Origin of the sequence: Polaribacter sp. BM10 (assembly GCF_002005425.1) — a bacterium.
GTDB classification, from domain to species: Bacteria; Bacteroidota; Bacteroidia; order Flavobacteriales; family Flavobacteriaceae; genus Polaribacter; species Polaribacter marinaquae.
Window position 1 is genome coordinate 747172 of record NZ_CP019704.1, and the last position, 19269, is coordinate 766440.

General features: G+C 29.8%; 19 protein-coding genes. All 19 read left to right on the forward strand.

Annotated elements, in window-relative coordinates; genetic code table 11:
- The first annotated feature begins 8 nt into the window (after positions 1–8).
- The 19 genes from BXQ17_RS03200 (at position 9) to BXQ17_RS03290 (ending at position 19098) form a co-directional block, all read left to right on the forward strand.
- Positions 9–1028 (forward strand): hypothetical protein, encoded by a 1020-nt coding sequence (locus BXQ17_RS03200; protein WP_077809252.1) that lies wholly within the window; start codon positions 9–11, stop codon positions 1026–1028.
- Between the two features lie 32 nt (positions 1029–1060).
- Positions 1061–2074, forward strand: coding sequence for a hypothetical protein (locus tag BXQ17_RS03205; RefSeq protein ID WP_149025856.1), 1014 nt, complete (start codon positions 1061–1063; stop codon positions 2072–2074).
- A 13-nt stretch (positions 2075–2087) separates the two neighbouring features.
- Positions 2088–2699: a hypothetical protein gene (locus tag BXQ17_RS14415; RefSeq protein WP_149025857.1), complete on the forward strand. Its 612-nt coding sequence runs from the start codon at positions 2088–2090 to the stop codon at positions 2697–2699.
- Positions 2700–2908: 209 nt separating this feature from the next.
- A complete protein-coding gene (locus BXQ17_RS03215; RefSeq protein WP_077809255.1) occupies positions 2909–3367 on the forward strand; it encodes a helix-turn-helix domain-containing protein in 459 nt (152 codons plus the stop codon).
- Positions 3313–4161: an IS3 family transposase gene (locus tag BXQ17_RS03220; RefSeq protein WP_254712418.1), complete on the forward strand. Its 849-nt coding sequence runs from the start codon at positions 3313–3315 to the stop codon at positions 4159–4161. The genes BXQ17_RS03215 and BXQ17_RS03220 overlap by 55 nt, the downstream gene beginning before the upstream one ends.
- Before the next feature lie 62 nt (positions 4162–4223).
- Positions 4224–4973 (forward strand): hypothetical protein, encoded by a 750-nt coding sequence (locus tag BXQ17_RS03225; protein ID WP_222927893.1) that lies wholly within the window; start codon positions 4224–4226, stop codon positions 4971–4973.
- A gap of 156 nt (positions 4974–5129) precedes the next feature.
- Positions 5130–6233: a hypothetical protein gene (locus tag BXQ17_RS03230; RefSeq protein WP_149025859.1), complete on the forward strand. Its 1104-nt coding sequence runs from the start codon at positions 5130–5132 to the stop codon at positions 6231–6233.
- A gap of 124 nt (positions 6234–6357) precedes the next feature.
- Positions 6358–7506 (forward strand): acyltransferase family protein, encoded by a 1149-nt coding sequence (locus tag BXQ17_RS03235; protein ID WP_254712419.1) that lies wholly within the window; start codon positions 6358–6360, stop codon positions 7504–7506.
- 127 nt (positions 7507–7633) lie between these two features.
- The gene (locus BXQ17_RS03240; RefSeq protein ID WP_077809259.1) at positions 7634–8530 is read left to right on the forward strand and encodes a DUF6882 domain-containing protein; all 897 of its coding nucleotides are present in this window, start codon (positions 7634–7636) and stop codon (positions 8528–8530) included.
- Positions 8531–9304: 774 nt separating this feature from the next.
- Positions 9305–9790 (forward strand): hypothetical protein, encoded by a 486-nt coding sequence (locus tag BXQ17_RS03245; RefSeq protein WP_077809260.1) that lies wholly within the window; start codon positions 9305–9307, stop codon positions 9788–9790.
- A complete protein-coding gene (locus BXQ17_RS03250; RefSeq protein WP_077809261.1) occupies positions 9783–10358 on the forward strand; it encodes a helix-turn-helix domain-containing protein in 576 nt (191 codons plus the stop codon). The genes BXQ17_RS03245 and BXQ17_RS03250 overlap by 8 nt, the downstream gene beginning before the upstream one ends.
- A 192-nt stretch (positions 10359–10550) precedes the next feature.
- Positions 10551–10859 carry a hypothetical protein gene (locus tag BXQ17_RS03255; RefSeq protein WP_077809262.1) on the forward strand — a complete coding sequence of 103 codons (309 nt, stop codon included), beginning with the start codon at positions 10551–10553 and terminating at the stop codon, positions 10857–10859.
- Positions 10860–11039: 180 nt separating this feature from the next.
- Positions 11040–12836 carry a T9SS type A sorting domain-containing protein gene (locus BXQ17_RS03260; RefSeq protein ID WP_077809263.1) on the forward strand — a complete coding sequence of 599 codons (1797 nt, stop codon included), beginning with the start codon at positions 11040–11042 and terminating at the stop codon, positions 12834–12836.
- A 224-nt stretch (positions 12837–13060) separates the two neighbouring features.
- Positions 13061–14683: a T9SS type A sorting domain-containing protein gene (locus tag BXQ17_RS03265; protein WP_077809264.1), complete on the forward strand. Its 1623-nt coding sequence runs from the start codon at positions 13061–13063 to the stop codon at positions 14681–14683.
- A gap of 171 nt (positions 14684–14854) precedes the next feature.
- Entirely contained in the window at positions 14855–15832 is a 978-nt protein-coding gene (locus BXQ17_RS03270) for a PliI family lysozyme inhibitor of I-type lysozyme (RefSeq protein WP_077809265.1), read from the forward strand.
- 207 nt (positions 15833–16039) lie between these two features.
- A complete protein-coding gene (locus BXQ17_RS03275) occupies positions 16040–16468 on the forward strand; it encodes a hypothetical protein (RefSeq protein ID WP_077809266.1) in 429 nt (142 codons plus the stop codon).
- A 145-nt stretch (positions 16469–16613) separates the two neighbouring features.
- Positions 16614–17522, forward strand: a complete 909-nt coding sequence (locus BXQ17_RS03280; protein ID WP_077809267.1) for a DUF6438 domain-containing protein — start codon at positions 16614–16616, stop codon at positions 17520–17522.
- Complete coding sequence (locus tag BXQ17_RS03285; RefSeq protein ID WP_149025861.1) at positions 17519–18151, forward strand: hypothetical protein; 633 nt, start codon at positions 17519–17521, stop codon at positions 18149–18151. The genes BXQ17_RS03280 and BXQ17_RS03285 overlap by 4 nt, the downstream gene beginning before the upstream one ends.
- Before the next feature lie 446 nt (positions 18152–18597).
- Positions 18598–19098 (forward strand): hypothetical protein, encoded by a 501-nt coding sequence (locus BXQ17_RS03290; protein ID WP_077809269.1) that lies wholly within the window; start codon positions 18598–18600, stop codon positions 19096–19098.
- The last annotated feature ends 171 nt before the right edge of the window (positions 19099–19269 follow it).

The following is a 19269-nucleotide window of genomic DNA, read 5'->3' on the forward strand; positions in this document are numbered from 1 at the left end:
TTTATAAAATGACCAATACAAATTTTGAAATAAAACCACTATCCTCTCAAGACAGAAACAAACTTAGAAAGCAGTACCTATTTGCTGTTTTGTTCTTACTTGCTGCAAGTGCTATATTTTCTTTCATCTATTTTTTTGTTATAAAACCAGATAACTTTAGTATCATTCCTATAGTGATGTTTTCTATATTTCTGCTATTCTTTGCTGGTATTTTTTCTTATATATTTTGGAATACTTATATGGATTTAAAACTAGGTATTAAACACTGTTATATGGGTGTTGTTACCGATAAACGTGTAGACAAACACACTACTAAATCAAGAAGTTATAATACCAGAATGGGCACAAATACAAGACACAAGTCTAGCAGAACCTATTATTATATAAGTATTGATAATAAAGAGCACAGCGTGCCTTATTCAAAATACGCAAAAGTAAACGTTAACGATAAAGTGTATTTAGAGTCTAGTCCAAAAAACAAAGAAGTTTTTGCTTTTAATGTTTTAGAAAAAAAACAAAATCCCGTTACTAGCACTACCAACACAATTCATAATACTCCTTTTAAAAGTAAAAGTGTTACCAAGCCTATGCGCCAACAAGAAGTGGTTTTAGTAAAAAAAATTTTCTTTAAAAAAGTAAGACGAGCATTAATTTACATTGCTATTTATATCATTTTATTATTTACACTATGGCAAGGTATATTCATCTTTTTAATCCCTCTAATAATAGCCTTTATTTATACTTCAATTAAACTGCTTATTCTAATTAACAACTATGCAAAATTCAATAGAAACGGAAATCTAAAACAAATAACTACAGTACAAGTAACAGACAAATTAACAATGACTTCTAATACTAGTTCAACTAAATTTAGAGTGACAACAAATGTTGAAAATATTGATGTTTCACAAAAAATATACAACAAACTAAAGACAAACGATGTTATAGAATTGCACAAAGCAACCTTTCTTAAAAACTTAGTAGGTGTTAGTATTAATGAAGGAACACAATATTTAGAAAATTTATGAAAACTGTGTTTGTCAAAATAGCATTAAACATAGTGCTAATATTTTTTATTAGCAATAAACTATATAGCAATGCAGCTCAACCAGGTATTTGGAACGCTGGAGGCACTGTTTTTACAATGCTACATCCAGAAGATTCCCTTAGCTTTAAAAAAGTACAAATGCAACAAGAGCAAATTTACATTCAGTTGTACAAAGGCTTTGCGGTTGTAAAAGGCGTCTATTGGTTTCGCAATACCACAAAAGACCGCTTACAGTTTAAAATGGGATATCCTGTAAATGGTATTTATGATGGTGGTGAAACAAACTTAAACCAAGTTAGTATAGATTCATTAAATGAGTTTAAAATAAAAGCCAAAGGCAACTGGCTACCACTACTTAAACAATCTTATCCAGAACTTAATAATAACGATAAAAATCCTATACCATTTAGCGAAAATTGGAAAGTGTGGGAAATGACGTTTCAACCCAACGAAATACAAATAGTTGAAGTTTATTTTATAGTAAACACCAATAATGCGCAAGTAAGAAAGGGCTATAATGTTGATAAAAAAAATGTGTTTATTTATCTGTTAGAAAGTGGTAGCGTATGGCAGTCACCAATTGAAAACGCAGCGTTTTATGTACAGTTAATGGATGGATTACTGCCAACAGATATAAATGGAATTTCTACAGGTTTCAATTTTAAATACAGCGAAAAACATAAATTATTTATTGGTGAAAAACACAACTTTTCGCCTACCCCAAAAGACAATTTAGTTATTAGCTATCACAATAAAGAAGATGAATTTTTATTTAAAAAAAAACTTTCAAACACCAATGCTTTGTACTTATCTATTGATAGTTTAAGAACTTTACCTAAAAATGGTATTCTCTTAAAAAAAATAGATCTAGGAAATCCGTACGCTGTTAAAACAAATTTTAGTGGTTTTTTACCAATACTATTAACCTATTTTGTAATGTATCTTCCAGGTATTATAATTGCTATTTTAATAATACTATTTATACGATATATGCTTAAACGAAGAAAACTAAAAATCAATTCTTAAACTAACCTAAACAATGCATTCCTTTATTGAAAAACATCTAAAACACTATTCTCAATGGGATTTTTTGGTTTTCACACTCTTTACAATACTTTCCATTTTAAATGGAAAAACCACCATATTTTATATTCTATATTTTTTTTGGTGTAATGAATTATTGCGCATTATTATTGACCGTCTACTTTATAAAAGTAACTCAAATGCCTTATTAGGATTTTCTGAAAAGACCACTATTTTACCTTCGCTTTTCCCAATGGGAATATATTTTGTGTTTATTGTAGTCTTTTTTGGTTTTGTTTCCAGCTGGAAAAATGAGGAAATTACAATAATGAATATGCAAATATTGTTTTTTAAAAATACATTTTTTGTACTTAACTTAATTTTTGTAGCCATAGAACGAATACTACTTCACAGAACACAACAAGCAGTAATAGTTATTTTTGGAATATTCACACCTAATATGCTAATACTTCATATTTCAATTATTCTTGGCGCTTTATTAATGTTTTTTGTAATACGTAGTTTTCCCGAAATATTTACACCAAGCAACCTTTGGGGTTCGGTTATTATTATCTTTCCATTCTTACTTATAAAAGCTTTTTTTGCATATTACAGACAGAATAAATAAAAAATTAACTTGCTACAACAATGTATAAAAATAATAGCGGTTTAATCGCTAAAACGAAATGAAATAATAATAAAAAAGGTCTGTGTTATAACGAAAAGTTAGTGTGTAAATCCGCTACTATTCTTATACGAGACCGTTGTACAACATAAAGAATGTGAACTTTCCTGAAATAGGTTGACTAAAAATTAATCATTTAATTATAGTCACTTATGAAAACAAAAAATGAACCCTGGCGAAAAAGAACCTATCAAAAAGTAACTCTTGAAACTAAACTTTTAGTCGTTGACCAAATTGTTAACGGACAAATATCCAGAAGTAACGCTTCTAAAAAATACGAGGTTCCTAGAACTACAATCTCATACTGGATTAGAATTTATAGTACCTTAGCTCAACAAAATATGGGTATGAGTAAAAACGAGGAAATTAAAAGACTTAAAGAAAAAATCGAAGAACTAGAGTTTCAAAAGGACTTTCAGCAAGACATAATCGCGGATATGGAACTCATTACTGGTGTGGATTTGTCAAAAAAGTCGTTACCCAAAACATTAGCAAAAGAGATAGAGCGAAAAAAGAAAGACCGTATAAAAGAAAATGGCTCTATGGATGTTTTGGGATCAGTAAACAAGCTTTCTACAAAAGAATTAACAAACAAAAAAAGCAAAAAGTAGCCCACCAAAAACTTACCTTAATGGTCAAGAATTACCGCAAGAAAGTAAGTTCTAAAACTGGTGGAATTAAACTCTACAAAGAACTTAAAGCTGAGTTTATTAAAGCTGATATCAAAATGGGTAGAGACAAGTTCTATCGCTTCCTAAGACTCAATAATTTATTAATTCCTAAGCGTAAAAACTACGTTACAACCACTAACTCTAACCATATGTACAGAAAATATAAAAACCTCGTAAAAGACCACGTCCCTAATCGACCAGAACAACTATGGGTAAGCGACATCACATACATTAAAACCGAAAATGGATACAATTACCTAGCACTAGTGACTGATGCCTATTCCAAGAAAATCATGGGTTATAAAATAGATAATCATATGAGAACGGTACTTTGCTTAGAGGCTCTTAAAATGGCCATTAAAAACAGAAAATATCCTAAGCAACAACTCATTCATCATTCAGATAGAGGATTCCAATACTGCAATCCTAAGTACACCAAATTTGCTGAAAGTAATGGGATAACTATGAGTATGACCGAGCAATACGACCCTTATGAAAACGCTGTAGCTGAACGTATAAACAGAACTCTTAAATACGAATATGGATTAAAGCAAACCATCAAAAACACTACAATAGCCAAGGAGATGACTGATCAGGCTGTATATATCTATAACAACCTGAGAACCCATTTTAGCCTAGACTTAAGAAAACCTACTGAAGTACATCTAAATCCTAATTTAAAATACAAGTCCTATCGAAAAAATAATGTAAATTTACCTGAACTATCGTTTTGAAAACAAACCTAGTTCAAATTATTTTTTTTGCCTTCTAAACGGCTAAAAAAAATCGTTTGAACGTGTCGAAAATCATAAAAAAAAGGTCAACCTATTTCAGTATAATACAAAAAGCAATCTACATAGCATTAATATTTGGAATTTTGGCTTCTTGCAAACAGAAAACCAAACCAGAAAAGGCGGAAAATAAACCGACTGAAATTCCTGCGTGGAAAGTTGACTTGGACACGATTTTGGAAAAGAACAATCCGAAAAACCTTGACCTATCCAAACATCAGTTGTTTATCGACACAACTCGGAATTCAGAAACGTTTAAAAGACTGGTTAACTGGAAACCAAACCGAATGGATAATGACGCAATTTCATATCACGAAAAAGAAATTGCAAAAAAGCATAAACCAATAAAAATTGACCTAAAAGAATTTCCAAGACATTGGATAAGTTTAAAAAAACTCAACAATGAATTTGTGATTTATGAACCTTGTGATGGAAATACAACCGCTTTTGAAATAAATGAAAGTTCAGTTCTATTCTTCTACCAACTGGAACATGACGCTGACTTGATATCTGAATTAAGGAAAATCACGGAGAATGAAATCGAATTGGAATTAAGAACTGTTCCACAAAAAACGGAAACTGAAAAAACGGAACTGACCATAAAACCGACCGAATTTGAAAATGTCTATTTACTAACTTATAGTTTTGGCGAATGGTTCGTGACACCAAAAGAAAAAGTATCTGAATTTGATATTGTGGTTAATCATTGTCCGACAATGAAAAGAATGGAATTTAAAGGATTTGACAAAAAATAACGTGAATAAAAAACGGTGTACAACAACGTATATAATCCATTGCTAGTACTCGCCTACTTACGAAAATCCTCTCGGATTTTCTATTCGGTTTTTATTTGCTAAATTACGTACTAAACAACGCAACAAACCATATAGAACGAAATGCCAACCACTAGAATGAAACAATTTCAAATTATACTACTTCTTTTTTTCAGCATCAGTGCTTTTGGACAAAAAGTGACATATAATCACGTTGTTGATGCAACAAATGTGGAAACCAAACAAATGATGAGACTTTTTGAAAACTACTTGGCTTCGAGTCCCCAAAATAAAGCAAAGAATTTATTTTGGAATATTGAAGAACAAAAGAAACATAAAAACTATGACTTCTTAGAAAACGAGTTTCAACCTTCACTTTATATGGGGTTTCCAGTGCACGTTTTGAGTATAAAATTCAGAAATAATATCTGTCAACTTAAAGCCCAGTTTTCATATTGCAAAGAAGATGGTAGCCCTTACGTTTTGGCAATTGCCAACTATTTCGCCAAAAAGGAAAACGGAGAGTTTAAATTATTCAATGCTTTGACTGTAAATAAAGAAGATTGGAATTGCACAACCGTTGGACTTGTGGACTTTTACTATCCAACATACCATAAGTTTGATTACCAAAAAGCTCAAAAACTTAATGATTTTATACAAGAGATTTGTAAAAATTTTGGTGTCAAGCCAAAACCATTTGAATATTTTCTTGCTGATGACTATGATGAAATCCAAAAATTAAAAGGACTTGATTATTACATCGGAATGGGCGGACAGTCAAACCCAAGTGGCAAAGCAACTGACGACAAAGTTTATTGTGGAGGTTTGGGAGAATACTATCCGCACGAAGTCTTCCACGTTCAAATAGATAAACATTTTCCAAACAAGCATTTTTGGGTTTCCGAAGGAGTAGCCACACTATTTGGAGGGAGTCGTGGAAAAAGCTTAAAGTGGCATATAAAACGAACAAATATCTATTTACAGAAACATCCTAAAATAGACTTAAACAATATGCTCAAACTAACAAATTTGGATGGAGAAACTTCTTATCATTATGTTTTTGGGGGGCTAATCGCCAAGAAAATATTGGATAAAGGTGGTTGGAGTCTGCTTAAAGAGTTTATGTCGAGTGGTAAAACTGATGAAGACTATTACAATGCGGTTGAAAAATACCTAGGAATTAATAAATCTAAATTGAACGACTATATTAGAGAACAATTACAAATTGAATCTAAAAATTAAGGTTGGCAACAAGTAAAAAAAACAATAGAACTTTCAACAAAGTTTAGTAATAAAAAAATAATTGAAACAATTAAAGAATAAAACTGAACGAATACACTCTTTGGATTCTTTGCGTGCGATAATGATGCTTTTGGGATTGGTTTTGCACTCAGCGTTAACCTACAACGTTACAAATCACGGAAATTCTTGGGGAATAAAAGACCCTGAATCAAATTATATTTTGACTGACTTTCTTGTTCTTTTAATACACTCATTTAGAATGCCAATTTTTTTTCTTGTTGCTGGTTTTTTTGGATCTATGTTGTTCTATGAAAGAGGAATTGTTCAAATGCTAAAAAATAGAATATCTAGAATAGTATTTCCGTTTATTGTTTTTTTATTTATACTATCACCAATAATCTATTTCACATTTAGTTATACCAATGCCATTTTTGAAAATCAAGAAAATCCATTAGCAACTACATCTCAATTATTTTCAAATATCATAGTTTTTCTACCAAAAACAACTGCACACTTGTGGTTTTTATATTATTTGATTCATATAACATTAATTTCTGTTTTACTTGGTTTGTTGCTCACAAAATCAAAACAAATGAATAATAAAGTAACTAAAAGCTTTAATTGGCTAATTAAGAGACCTGTAATACGTGTATTGTTTTTTTCTAGTATTACATTTTTTATGTTGACCTTTTTAGAAACTTCGATGGTAAATGCTTCGGTTTCTTTTATACCAGATGTAAATACATTTGTGTTTTATTTTTTCTTTTACATCATTGGTTGGATACTTTTTAAATCAAAAAATCTCTTGTATAATTTTAAGAAGTATGATTGGCAATGTACATTTTTAGCAATTTTTCTTATAATTATGCAAGGTTTGCTAATTCAGTATTCTGGAATGGATTTAAACCCTAATTCAAATTCTGGAATATTAATTTTATTTAATTCTGTTATAGTTTGGTTGTTCATTTTTGGAATAACGGGACTATTTATTCGATATAGCAGTAAATACTCGAAAAGAATGCGTTACATTTCTGATTCTTCTTATTGGGTTTATTTAATTCATTTACCATTAACAGCAATCATTCCAGCATTTATTTGGGAATTTCCACTTCCAACTTTAGTTAAATTTACAATGGTACTTTTCTTAACCACTTTAATTTGTTTTGTGACATATCATTATTTAGTGAGAAATACTTTTATTGGAAAATTTTTGAATGGAAAAAAATATCCTAAAAAAGATAAAGGAAAATCCAGTTGCCAAAAGCGTATATAATTTATTTTTGGCTACTTGCATACTTACAAAAGTTTTCACGGACTTTCTATTTGTGATTTATTTGCTAAATTAGTTGCTAAACCATGCAACTACTCATAGCCGAGACCGTTGTAGCTAATTATACGAAATGCATCAAAAATTAACCTTAACATTAATATTATTTATGTTTTCATTCTTTTCTAAAGGACAATCTGATTTGGAAGCCAAATTTTCAGAAGCTAACTCTGATATGAACTTAAGAAATATGTATCAAAGAATAGTTTGGAATATGCAACCGACAAATCAATACTTGTTTGACCAAACTAAAGGGGAAGTTAAATATACTGTTGAGGAAAATGGTTTTGAAGTAATTGCAAAACCTAAAATTTTAGGAACATACAATCTTGATGACAAAACATTTTTATGGGCGGATAAAAATCCCTCTATCAATAAAAATCTAAATGACAAAGTAGATTCGTTTAGAAAAACACTACCAAAAAAATATCAAAAGGATAAATTCAAATCTTCAACTGAATTCAACAAAAATTTGTTATCCCTTTTCAGCTATCTATTGAATTCAAATGGTTTTGATTCGCAACGACAAGACAATGCTATTATATATTATTCTCTTTTAGAAATTAAAATATTCAAAGACGGAAATGAAATTTCAGTAATTGAACCAAGAAATCATACAATTCTAATCCAAGAAGAACAAAGTATCGAACTGATAAAGAGATTCCACAAAGAAAAACTTGAAATAAACAAAGAGTATAATGATGAAAGGATTAGTTCAGAACAAGCTTTTGAAAAAATTAAATCTGTCCATTTAAAATATTGGCTAAACGAAGATTCGTACTTTTTCCCAGCTTTATCTTGGCCTTGTGATTTTGATGAAAAGTCAATTCTCGAGTGGAAAGAATTTAAAACCGATGATAATAGATATTTTGTAATGTACACGACTGATTTAGGATGGGCTAAAGAATCTTATGCTTATGAAATTGATACAGATGCAAATGGAGATAAAAAAATAATAAACGAATATTAAAAATAACTAGCTACAACAATGGCTATAAGTAATTGCTTGTTCTCGCCTATTTCTAAAAATCCTCGCGGATTTTCAGGTTGGTGTGTACTTGCAAAGTTAAATTCTAAACCAACGCTACAAAGCTTATACAAACCCCTTGTAAGTAATTGCCTACGGCACTCAAAAACCGTGTTTTTTAAACACTCCATTGCTGCTAATTACTTTCAACAGCCCATATTCAATGCGCTTAAGGTTATACATTGATTTAATAATAGTTTTTTATGTATACCATATACAAAACTACTATCAACTAAATGTATAGTGCATGAGACGCGCCTCACTACACGATACACATGGGCTGTTCTCCCCTATCTACAATTATCTTCACATACAAACAGGTAACTTTTCATATGCATAAATATTATTGCTACCAATTACAAAGAAGAACTTAACAGCAATCGAAGTTTAATAAACTATGAGTATAAAAATAACTTTCTTAAGACTACAGCATTTTATAGTAGATAATATTGCCAAAGTAGATTGCTGTTTCTATTTGATAACTATCTGATATGCAGTTTAAGCAATAAAAAAGTGCTGTTATAGAAGTAAATAAAATCTAAATGCAATATATTTGATGTTATATAACGAGTTGTACGCAAGCTGAAAAACAAGCTCTGGTTTATTAATTCTTTTCACATTGAACATGGATGACGTAATAATGTCATAAACATGACGACATCAATGTCCACGCTCCTGTTTTACATTTGTTTCAAACATTCAATCATAGTTATACTAATGGAAACAGAATTAAACATCAAACAAAAATCAACAGTTCATCGTGCTCTTGAACTCGCGAAAACTCCAATAATAATTGCGCTAATTTTAACACCAATTCGCTTTTCACTTGAACTTTTAGGATTACCTGATAATGCAATTTTCATTATTGGATTACTTTGGCTGACATTGGGTTTTGCAATTTATTGGGGAATAAAGTTATATAATGAAAAACACGCCTGTCTTTTACTATTTTTAAGTTTGCTAATTTATTCGCCTATTTCAAGGTTTCCTGTAGCTTTACTTTGGTGGATTGACACTAACTGGGAAATAGGTACTCATTATGGATTATATTTTAATAATTTTGGACAAGCTCTATTAAATCATGTAGGTTATGGATCTCTGGTACAAATTATACCTGGGTTTTTATTAGGCTCAATAACACTTGCAATTATGAGAACCAGAAAAGGTGCAATACGAAAAACTAATACTATAGAAAATGAATAAGAATCTCTTAGGACTAAGAATAAAAGAATTAAGAAAACAAAAAGGCATGTCTCAAGAATTTCTAGCTGAAGAATCAGGATTGAGTTTAAGGACTGTTCAACGAATAGAAAATGGAGAAACAAATCCAACTGGTGAATCACTCAAGCGATTATCAAATGCATTAAATGTAAATCCAGATGAATTAATTGATTGGTCCATAAAAGAAGACAAAAAATATTTGACATTTCTAAATCTCTCTGCTCTAACTTTTCTGTTCTTCCCTCTACTTGGAATTTTAATACCATTCATATTATGGACATCAAGAAAAGGGAAAATTAAAAACATCAATAAATTAGGAAAAGATCTAATCAATTTTGAGATTACTTGGACTTTACTTTTGTTTTTTATTCCTTTTTTATGGTTTCTCTTTTCAAAAATTGGAATATTAGAAAGTTTTACTCTAAGCAGAATTTTCATAATTATTGGAGTTATGTACTTTATCAATTTAATTTTCATATTACTAAATACATTAAGAATTAGTAATGGAAATAATATAATTTACAATCCCAAATTTAAATTTTTAAGATAAAAGCCAGCGTACAACAATGTGTATAATTCATTGCTAGTTATAGCTTACTTACAAAAGTTTTCACGGACTTTCTATTTGTGATTTATTTGCTAAATTAGTTGCTAAACCACGCAACTACTCATAGCCGAGACCGTTGTGTGTAATTTAACGCAACTAAATGGGAATTTGAGCATCTAATTAAAAAATATAATTATGAAAAAACTGATTTATATTCTGGTAATAATTTTTGGAATATTCTCTTGTAGTTCAGACGATGAAATTGAAAATAATAGATATGAATTTATAACTGAATATTCAACTACTGTAACCGTTGGTGGTGTAGTTGGAATATCTGAACGAACTTTTAAAATCGGAGAAAATTATACAGGAACTGAGCAAGGTAATGGATTGATAAAAATTAGAATTGCTGAACATTCAGAATTAAATGATGATTGCCCTAATAGTTGGTGTTATCAAGAATTATTGGACGTTCCGAGTGAATTTCTGAAATTAGTGGAATAAACTAATTAACCTGAATAAAATAATAAAAACTACACACAACACCGTACAAAATTAATTGCTTACTTTTTGCTTACTTCTGAAAATCCTCGCGGATTTTCTATTCGGTTTTTATTTGCTAAATTAGGTGCTTAAACCACGCAACAAACGATATATAAATACGTTAGCAAAAATTAGAAGAAAATGAAGAAAACAATATTAATTTATCTTTCCATTTTATGTAGCTTTTTCTTAAATGCACAGACTACTTATTATGTAGATCAAATTAATGGAAATAATGCTAATAATGGAATTACGACTTCAACTGCTTTTAAATCCATAAATCATGCTACAAGTGTAGTTTTACCGGGTGATACTATTTTAATCATCGGAGTTTACACAAATAGTAGTTATAATTCTTCATTTAGTTTTACAAACAATCACGATCCTCACTTATGGCATAAAGAGAATTCAATACGAATAAATAATTTAAATGGTACGGCTACAGGCTACATAACAATTAAAGCCTTTGATAATAATACTATTTTAAAAGGTGATGGAGACAATATCTTAAGAATTACCAACAGTTCTTATCTTCGAATTGAAGATTTTAATATTGAAGGAGAAGTACCCAATATTCCTTTATCAACAGCAAATGCTTTACAGTTTGTTTATATAGATGTAGATAATACGATAGACCCTAACGACCCTACAGCTTCAGAAATTCTATACCGAGATCAAGATTGTATAAGCAATTGTACGGCTGGAGCTGTTGTTAATGGAGAAATATATACTGATATTTCAAATATGAATGTAAGCAGACCGAGTTATATAGATACGAGAGGAGTATTTTTAAGCAACGTTCATCATATAGATATTCTGAACAATACAATCCACGATACACCAGGTACTGGGTTAAGAGTAGCTGATTGTGAGGACATAAATATTATTGGAAATGAAATTTACGCTTGTTCCAGAAAATCATATTCTGGCACTCACGCCTTAGTAGTAACAAAAGCCACAAGTACAAGAACAACTGATGACTATAGAATCAAAATACAGCGAAATAAAATACATCATAACTACAATGAACAATATTCTTGGGCACCTACTAAAACAGTTATAACACCGCATATTGACGAAGGTAAGGGAATTTCACTTCAAAGAAACCAAACGACTTATAATACTGATGGTTCAATAAACATAAATTGGGAAAACGGGAGAATATTAGTTGAGAATAACATTTGCTATTTTAACGGTTTTAGTGGTGTGCATAGTAACGATGGAAACAGAATTGATTTTATAAATAATACTTCTTACTTTAACTCATTTACAAAATCAATAACAGAGGGTGTAACATCTTCCAATGGCGGAAATATTGGTATAAGCGCCCAAGGTGGCTCTGATATTAAAATCATCAATAATATTTCTATTATAGATAAAGGATTGAGTAAGTCAGCTATATCTTCAAACTTATCTTCATCAGATGGCTTAGTAGTTGAGAATAATATTATTTATGGTACAGATTTAAACGGAAATACTGGAACTATAAATGAAGATGCAAATATTGTAGCGGTGCAGGTAAATACACAAAAAACAGATCCGCTTTTCGTTGACCCTATAAACTTCGATTTTAATTTACAATCGACTTCTCCAGCAATTAATAATGCAAATCTATCTGTAGCTCCACTAGCCGATTTTTTTGAAGTAAAAAGAGATGGTTCACCTGATATTGGTAGTGTAGAATATATTGACTCTACACTAAGTTTATCAGAACATAATCTCTCAGGTTTTTCAATGTATCCTAATCCTGTACATAATATAATTTACATTCAAGGAAACACCTTTGAACAATCGGATGTAAAAATAACTAACTTGTTAGGTCAAGAATTCCAAAATTTTAGTGTGATAGGGAACAACTCTATTGATTTATCAGATTTATCAAGTGGATTGTATATTATAAAAATAAAAACTTTTGCTAACAGGGTATATAAAAAATAGCGGTTTTAGTACTTAAACAGAAGGTAGATAATAAAATAAAATCAGTTATAAATCGAAAAATATTGTACGAAAACCCACTATTTTTTATATACTAACCCGTTATCTGCAAGCTGAAAAACAACCTTGACACCAAATTTACAATTCACATTAAACCTAGGTAACCAATGTTACAGTATACCATAAAGTTTATTTCTAAATTTGAAATCTAACTTATATTCTATAAAATGTTATTTTTTAAAAACTTAATCTTATCAACATTATTCATACTAACCTTTACTACTGTTTTTTCTCAAACAGCACCTTTTGAGATTAGTATTGAACCTATTAATATATCTGGTTTAGGTGGTATTCAATCCTATGCATTTGGACAAGCAAATGGAAAGTGGCTTATCGTTGGTGGCAGGCTTGACGGACTTCATAGAAGACAACCTTGGGCATCTTTTGACGTAGCTGGACACAATAATCAATTACTTGTTGTTGACCCAATTTCTCTTCAAAAATGGAGTGCACCTTTAACTACATTACCTACTTCAATTCAAGAGCAATTAAGTTCTACAAATATGGAATTTTATCAAGAAGGAGATTATTTATATTGTATAGGTGGTTATGGATTTAGCCCAACTGAAAATGACCATACAACATTTGATAAACTAACTGCAATTAAAGTATCTGATGTTATAAATGGTATTATAAATAGCACTACAATATCTACTTTTTTCAGACAAATTACAGACACACAATTTCAAGTAACTGGTGGTAGATTAAAAAAAATAAATAACACATATTACTTACTAGGTGGACAAAAATTCATTGGAAGATACAATCCTATGGGACCAAATAACGGATCAGGATTTATACAAGAATATACAGATGCGATTAGAAAATTTAATCTTTCAGATAATGGTACAACCATTACAATAACACATCTAACACCTCATACTGATAGTAATAATTTACATCGTAGAGATTACAATGCAGAACAACAAATTTTGCCAAATGGAGATGAAGGAATAACAATGTTTTCAGGTGTTTTTCAACAAACAGTAAATTTACCTTTCTTAAACTCTGTAACTGTTGATAGTAATAATTACACTGTAAATAATACCTTTCAACAATATTACAATCATTACCATTGTCCTGTTTTACCAATATATTCTGAACAAGATAATGAAATGCATACTGTTTTCTTTGGAGGCATTGCTCAGTTTTATGATAATTCAGGAACTTTAGTTCAAGACGATAATGTTCCTTTTGTAAATACTATTGCTAGAGTTACTAGAGTTAGTTCTGGAAATATGGCTGAATATAAATTACCTATTGAGATGCCCTCACTTTTAGGAGCAGGAGCAGAATTTATTCCAAATTTAGATTTTCCACATTTTAATAATGAAGTTTTCAAATTAGATTATCTAACAACTGAAGAAACTTTGATTGGTTATATTTATGGAGGTATAAGTAGTACACAACCTAATATTTTCTTTATTAATGATGGTACACAAAGTAGTGCAAATAATCAAATTTTTAAGGTTTTAATAAAGAAACCTACAAGTTTATCTGTTGATGACTTAAATGAATCAAGTACAAATAACTTAAATTTAAAAATATATCCTAATCCAAATGATGGCAGATTAAAGGTTGCATTTAATTTGAATGAAGTTGAAGATGTAAAATTAATTATACACGATTTAAACGGGAAAATTATTGACAAAGTTATATTATCTAATTTATCAATTGGGAGTAATTTTTATGAAAAGGACATTACTAAACTAATTAATGGTAGTGTATATTTTATTTCTATAGAAACATCGAATATTAAAACAACTCACAAATTAGTAGTGAAAAGATAAAGCCTGCAGGTAACAACGTGTATAATTAATTACTTGTTTCTAGCCTACTTACGAATATTCCTGCGGAATATTCTATTCGGTATTTATTTGCTAAATTAGTTGCTTAAACACGCAACTAATCATACACAAACACGTTGGCGATAATGAACATAATAACTAATACCAGAAAATATGAATAATAATTTTTATGCAATTTTGATGGTTCTTTTTTTGACTATCAGCTGTAAAAATGAAACAAAAAAGATTGAAGAAGTTTCAAAAACAGAATTTACTGAAGAGTTAAAGATATTAGGCAGCTACGTTTCTGACGATTATTCGAAGAGAAGTGAAGGCTATGATTGGATAGCCATATCGGTTACGGAAGCAGAAAGTGATCAATTGAATATTTCAGTCCGCTCACGAGCAGACAAGAAAAAACCTACTTGTACATTTGATGCAGTTGCTAACAAAGTAGATGACAAAATTTACCAATCCCAAATTGATGGGAAGTCCATTTTGTTTGAATTTACCAATGTCCAAATCAGTATAACTACAGAAAATAAGGATGATGAAGGCTTACTGTATTTTTATTGCTCTGGTGGTGCAAGTATTGCCGGAACATACAAGAAAATAAATGAACCAATTGATCAAAATCAAATTGACAAAACAAAATTCAATAGCGTACTAAATTTACAAGACGTTGGATTTAATGTCTCTTCAATAGAAAAAGATGGCAAAAACACCCTAACAATTTTCACATTTGGATTAAATGAACGTGAATACCAAGAGACATTCAGCATTGACGGTGAAGAAGTAATCAACGCAGAAGTTGAAGACCTTAATTCTGATGGCTCACCTGAACTTTTTATTTTTACTCGGTCAATTGGAAGTGGAAGTTACGGAAAGGTGTACGCATTTTCCGTTAACAATAAGAAATCAATGAGTGAGGTCTATTTTCAACCTACATCAGAAAACAGCGAGATAAATAAAGGATATATGGGCCATGATGAATTTTCGCTCGTTGAAAATACTTTAGGTCAACGCTTTCCAATATATAAAGAAGGTGATACAAATGCTGAATCAACTGGAGGAACAAGACAAGTTTCTTATAGACTAGTTGAAGGAGAAGCTATGAGAAAACTTAAAGTTGATAAAATCACCGAATATTAAAAACCACCGCCAACAATGGCTATAAGTAATTGCTTGTTCTCACCTACTTCTGAAAATCCGCGAGGACTTTCTATTTGTGATTTATTTGCTAAATTAGTTGCTTAAACCACACAACTAATCTTATACGAAACCGTTGTAAGTAATTTGACGCAACCATTTCGGAATTTACTCATCTATTAAATATAGATACACTAAAAATTTTAATTTATGAAAAACAAGATTTTATTTTTAATGATAATCGGAGTTTTATTCTCTTGTAATAATAACGATGATAATTATACTGAAAATGAATTAGTTGGGATTTGGAAACTTATACAAATGACTGGTAGCATTCCAAATTCAGAAACTTCTGGTGCCGAAATGGAATGGCAAGAAACCTATGTGCTTAACGCTAACGGAACATTCCTAAAATCAAGAGATAGAGATGGAATTACAACCGAAGTTTCAGGAACTTATAATTTTATTAATAATTCTAATGAGCCTTTAATAGAATTAAACTTTGACACTGAAAGTGAAATTATTGGGTCATGTACATCAAATAGGAAAGAAACTATGAACCTTCAATCTGAAACTATTTTTTTAAGTTCTTGGGAGGCTTGTGATGGACCTGGACTGAAATATGAAAAAATCAATTAAAAACTACTTACAACACCGTATAAAAATAAAGCTTAGTTTAGTGCTTAATCAAGAATCCATGCACTTTTGTTACGTCTGATTTTCCTGCGGAAAAATCCTCACACACAAAACCGCACTAACCTTATGTAAACACGTTGCCAACAATATGAAAAAAGGACTATTAATAATATTCATTTTTACTTCAACTTTTGTTTCTGCTAACCAAATTGACAGTTTGAAAAGCTCAAAAGACGTAGAAGAATTTGCGAAAAAAGTATATCCAAAATTCACAGAATTTAAATGGTCTGAATTCAAAATAATATCAACAGAAGAAATACGAGCGAAAATTTCTTGTAAAGAAGGTTATGACTTATTAGAAATGAAAAATTGGGAAAAAGTCGACATAACAAATGACGGAAAAACCGATTTAATTTTAACTGCATATTGGGGAACGACATTGTACAGTTACGCTATCGTAGATAGAGGAAATAATAACTTCAAAACTTACAGGCTTTCAAAAAATGTTTTTGGTAATTGCGAATTATTTAAACCAATCAAAAAAGATGATTTAAATTATTTAAAAACATATATAAAGAAACAAGAGGAAATAGGTTTGATGGAGTACGAAGAATTAATAATAAAAGACACATTAGTTTTTAAGTTTCAAGAATTTGTAGAGCTTAATAAAAACCCCACAAAATATAGAATCAAAGAAATTGAATTTCAAACAAGTGGTTGCTATGGAAGTTGTCCTGTTTTTAACTTAAAAATAAATTATAAAGGAAATGCCGAATTTAATGTACAAGCCTATATAAAACACAAAGGAAAATCTGAAAATAAAATCCCAGTTAACTTATTCAATGAGATACAAGAATTACTTGAATATATTGAAGTTAAAAAACTAAAAGACAACTATTCTGTTGCTTGGACAGATGACCAAACTAGCTACTTGACTATTAGATTTAATGACAATAGCACAAAAAAAATTAGAGATTATGGTATGATTGGCACTTTTGGGTTAATGGCAGTTTATAGTAAATTAACAGAAATAGGAAAAGAAACAGAGTGGAATTGATAAGTAAAGATGGTTATGGAATTTTTGAAAGAGAAAATTTTGTGTTTTATAGTACAGGGGAAAACTTTTACAAATATAATTTTATTGAAATAACTGAAATTACAAAAGAATATTATTTAGAAAAAAAATACGGAAAAGAAAATCAATTTTGGAAACAACCATTTGACGAATTTATTAAATTGAAAAACGAAAATTTTATTACTACTTTTTACCAAGAAGACGAAATGAGACTTCATAAGAAAAATGGAGAAATAGTTAAGAAATTTGAAAAAATAAGGTCACCACACAGAATGGGAATATATGGAATGGCAATAGATAAAAATGAAAATTTATGGATAGCTGTTCCAGTTGAACATTTCGTTGGAAAATTTAATATTGAAACAGAGAGAGAAATCTTCTCAATATCTGGAAAGGAATTAGAACCCACAATTTTTGACCATCCTGAATATGTAACTGCAATAAATGATTTTATTTATGTTTCAGATATGGGAAATAGAAGAATAGTAAAAATTAATATTCACAATCATAAAATAACTGATTATAAGAAGTTAAATGAACGAATTTATTATTTTAATCAGGTAAATGGAAAAAATATTTATCAATTAGAAAGCGGAATTTACTTTGAATAAAAAAAGCCAGTTGCCAACACCGTGTAAAAAAAATGCTGGTAAAAGCCTACTTACGAAAATCCTCGCGGATTTTCTTTGTCAGTAATTATTTAGTAACTTTATTGCTAAACAAACGCAACTAAATCTTGTACAAACACGTTATCCCCTACTTTCAATTATCTTCACATACAAACAGGTAACTTATATATATAAACGTTATTACCACAAATTAAAAAGAAGAACCTAACTTCAACAGAACTTTAATAGACTATTAAGTAGAAATAACTTCTTAAGATTTCAGCATTATTTAGTTAATGATATTGCTTAAGAAAAATGCTGTTTCTATTTGATAACTAAATGATATTTAGTTTAAATAATAAAAAAGTGCTGTTATACCAGTAAATAAAATCTAAATGCAATATATTTGATATTATATAACGAGTTGTAGTGCATTTGAGAAAAACGTAATGAACAGAAAAATTGGAACATTTTTGCTAACTTTAATATTTGGAATTACAAGCTGTTCCAGTTCATTTATTACTCGAACGAAAAATAAAAACATAAACCTGAACAGAATTGATAATAAGTCTGTGAAAGTCGGAACTGAAAATGAAAAAGCACTAATTGTATTTGACAAAAACGAATTGATTATGCTTTTCCAAAATGATTTAGCGAAATTTTATGACCAAAATGTTGAAAACAAAATTGACGAATTAAATTCGTTAAAATCAGACTTAATTTTTCTTGAAAAAGATTGGAAAGGAAAATTAATATTTGCAGAATATGAATTAAAATTTTTGGAATTATTAAAAGCTGGAAAAGCCGAAATAATTGACAAGAGAAACAAAGAAAAAGTAGAAAGAATTAAATACACATTTATAATAGACAAACTTGGTGGACAAGATGGATACTTTAGTTTCAAAAATGGAGAGGAGTTTTATAGAATTTTAATAGCTCTTGGAGAATAAAAAACGCACTACAACACCGTGTATAAAAAATTGCTTATTTTTAACTTAAACAAAAGTTGTTGCTTTTTTAAAGTTCTTCAATTTTCCTTCGGAAAATAGCCGAACATTTAAAACGCAACTTTTCATAACACAAACACGTTCTTCCCTACTTAAAATTATCTTATCATACAA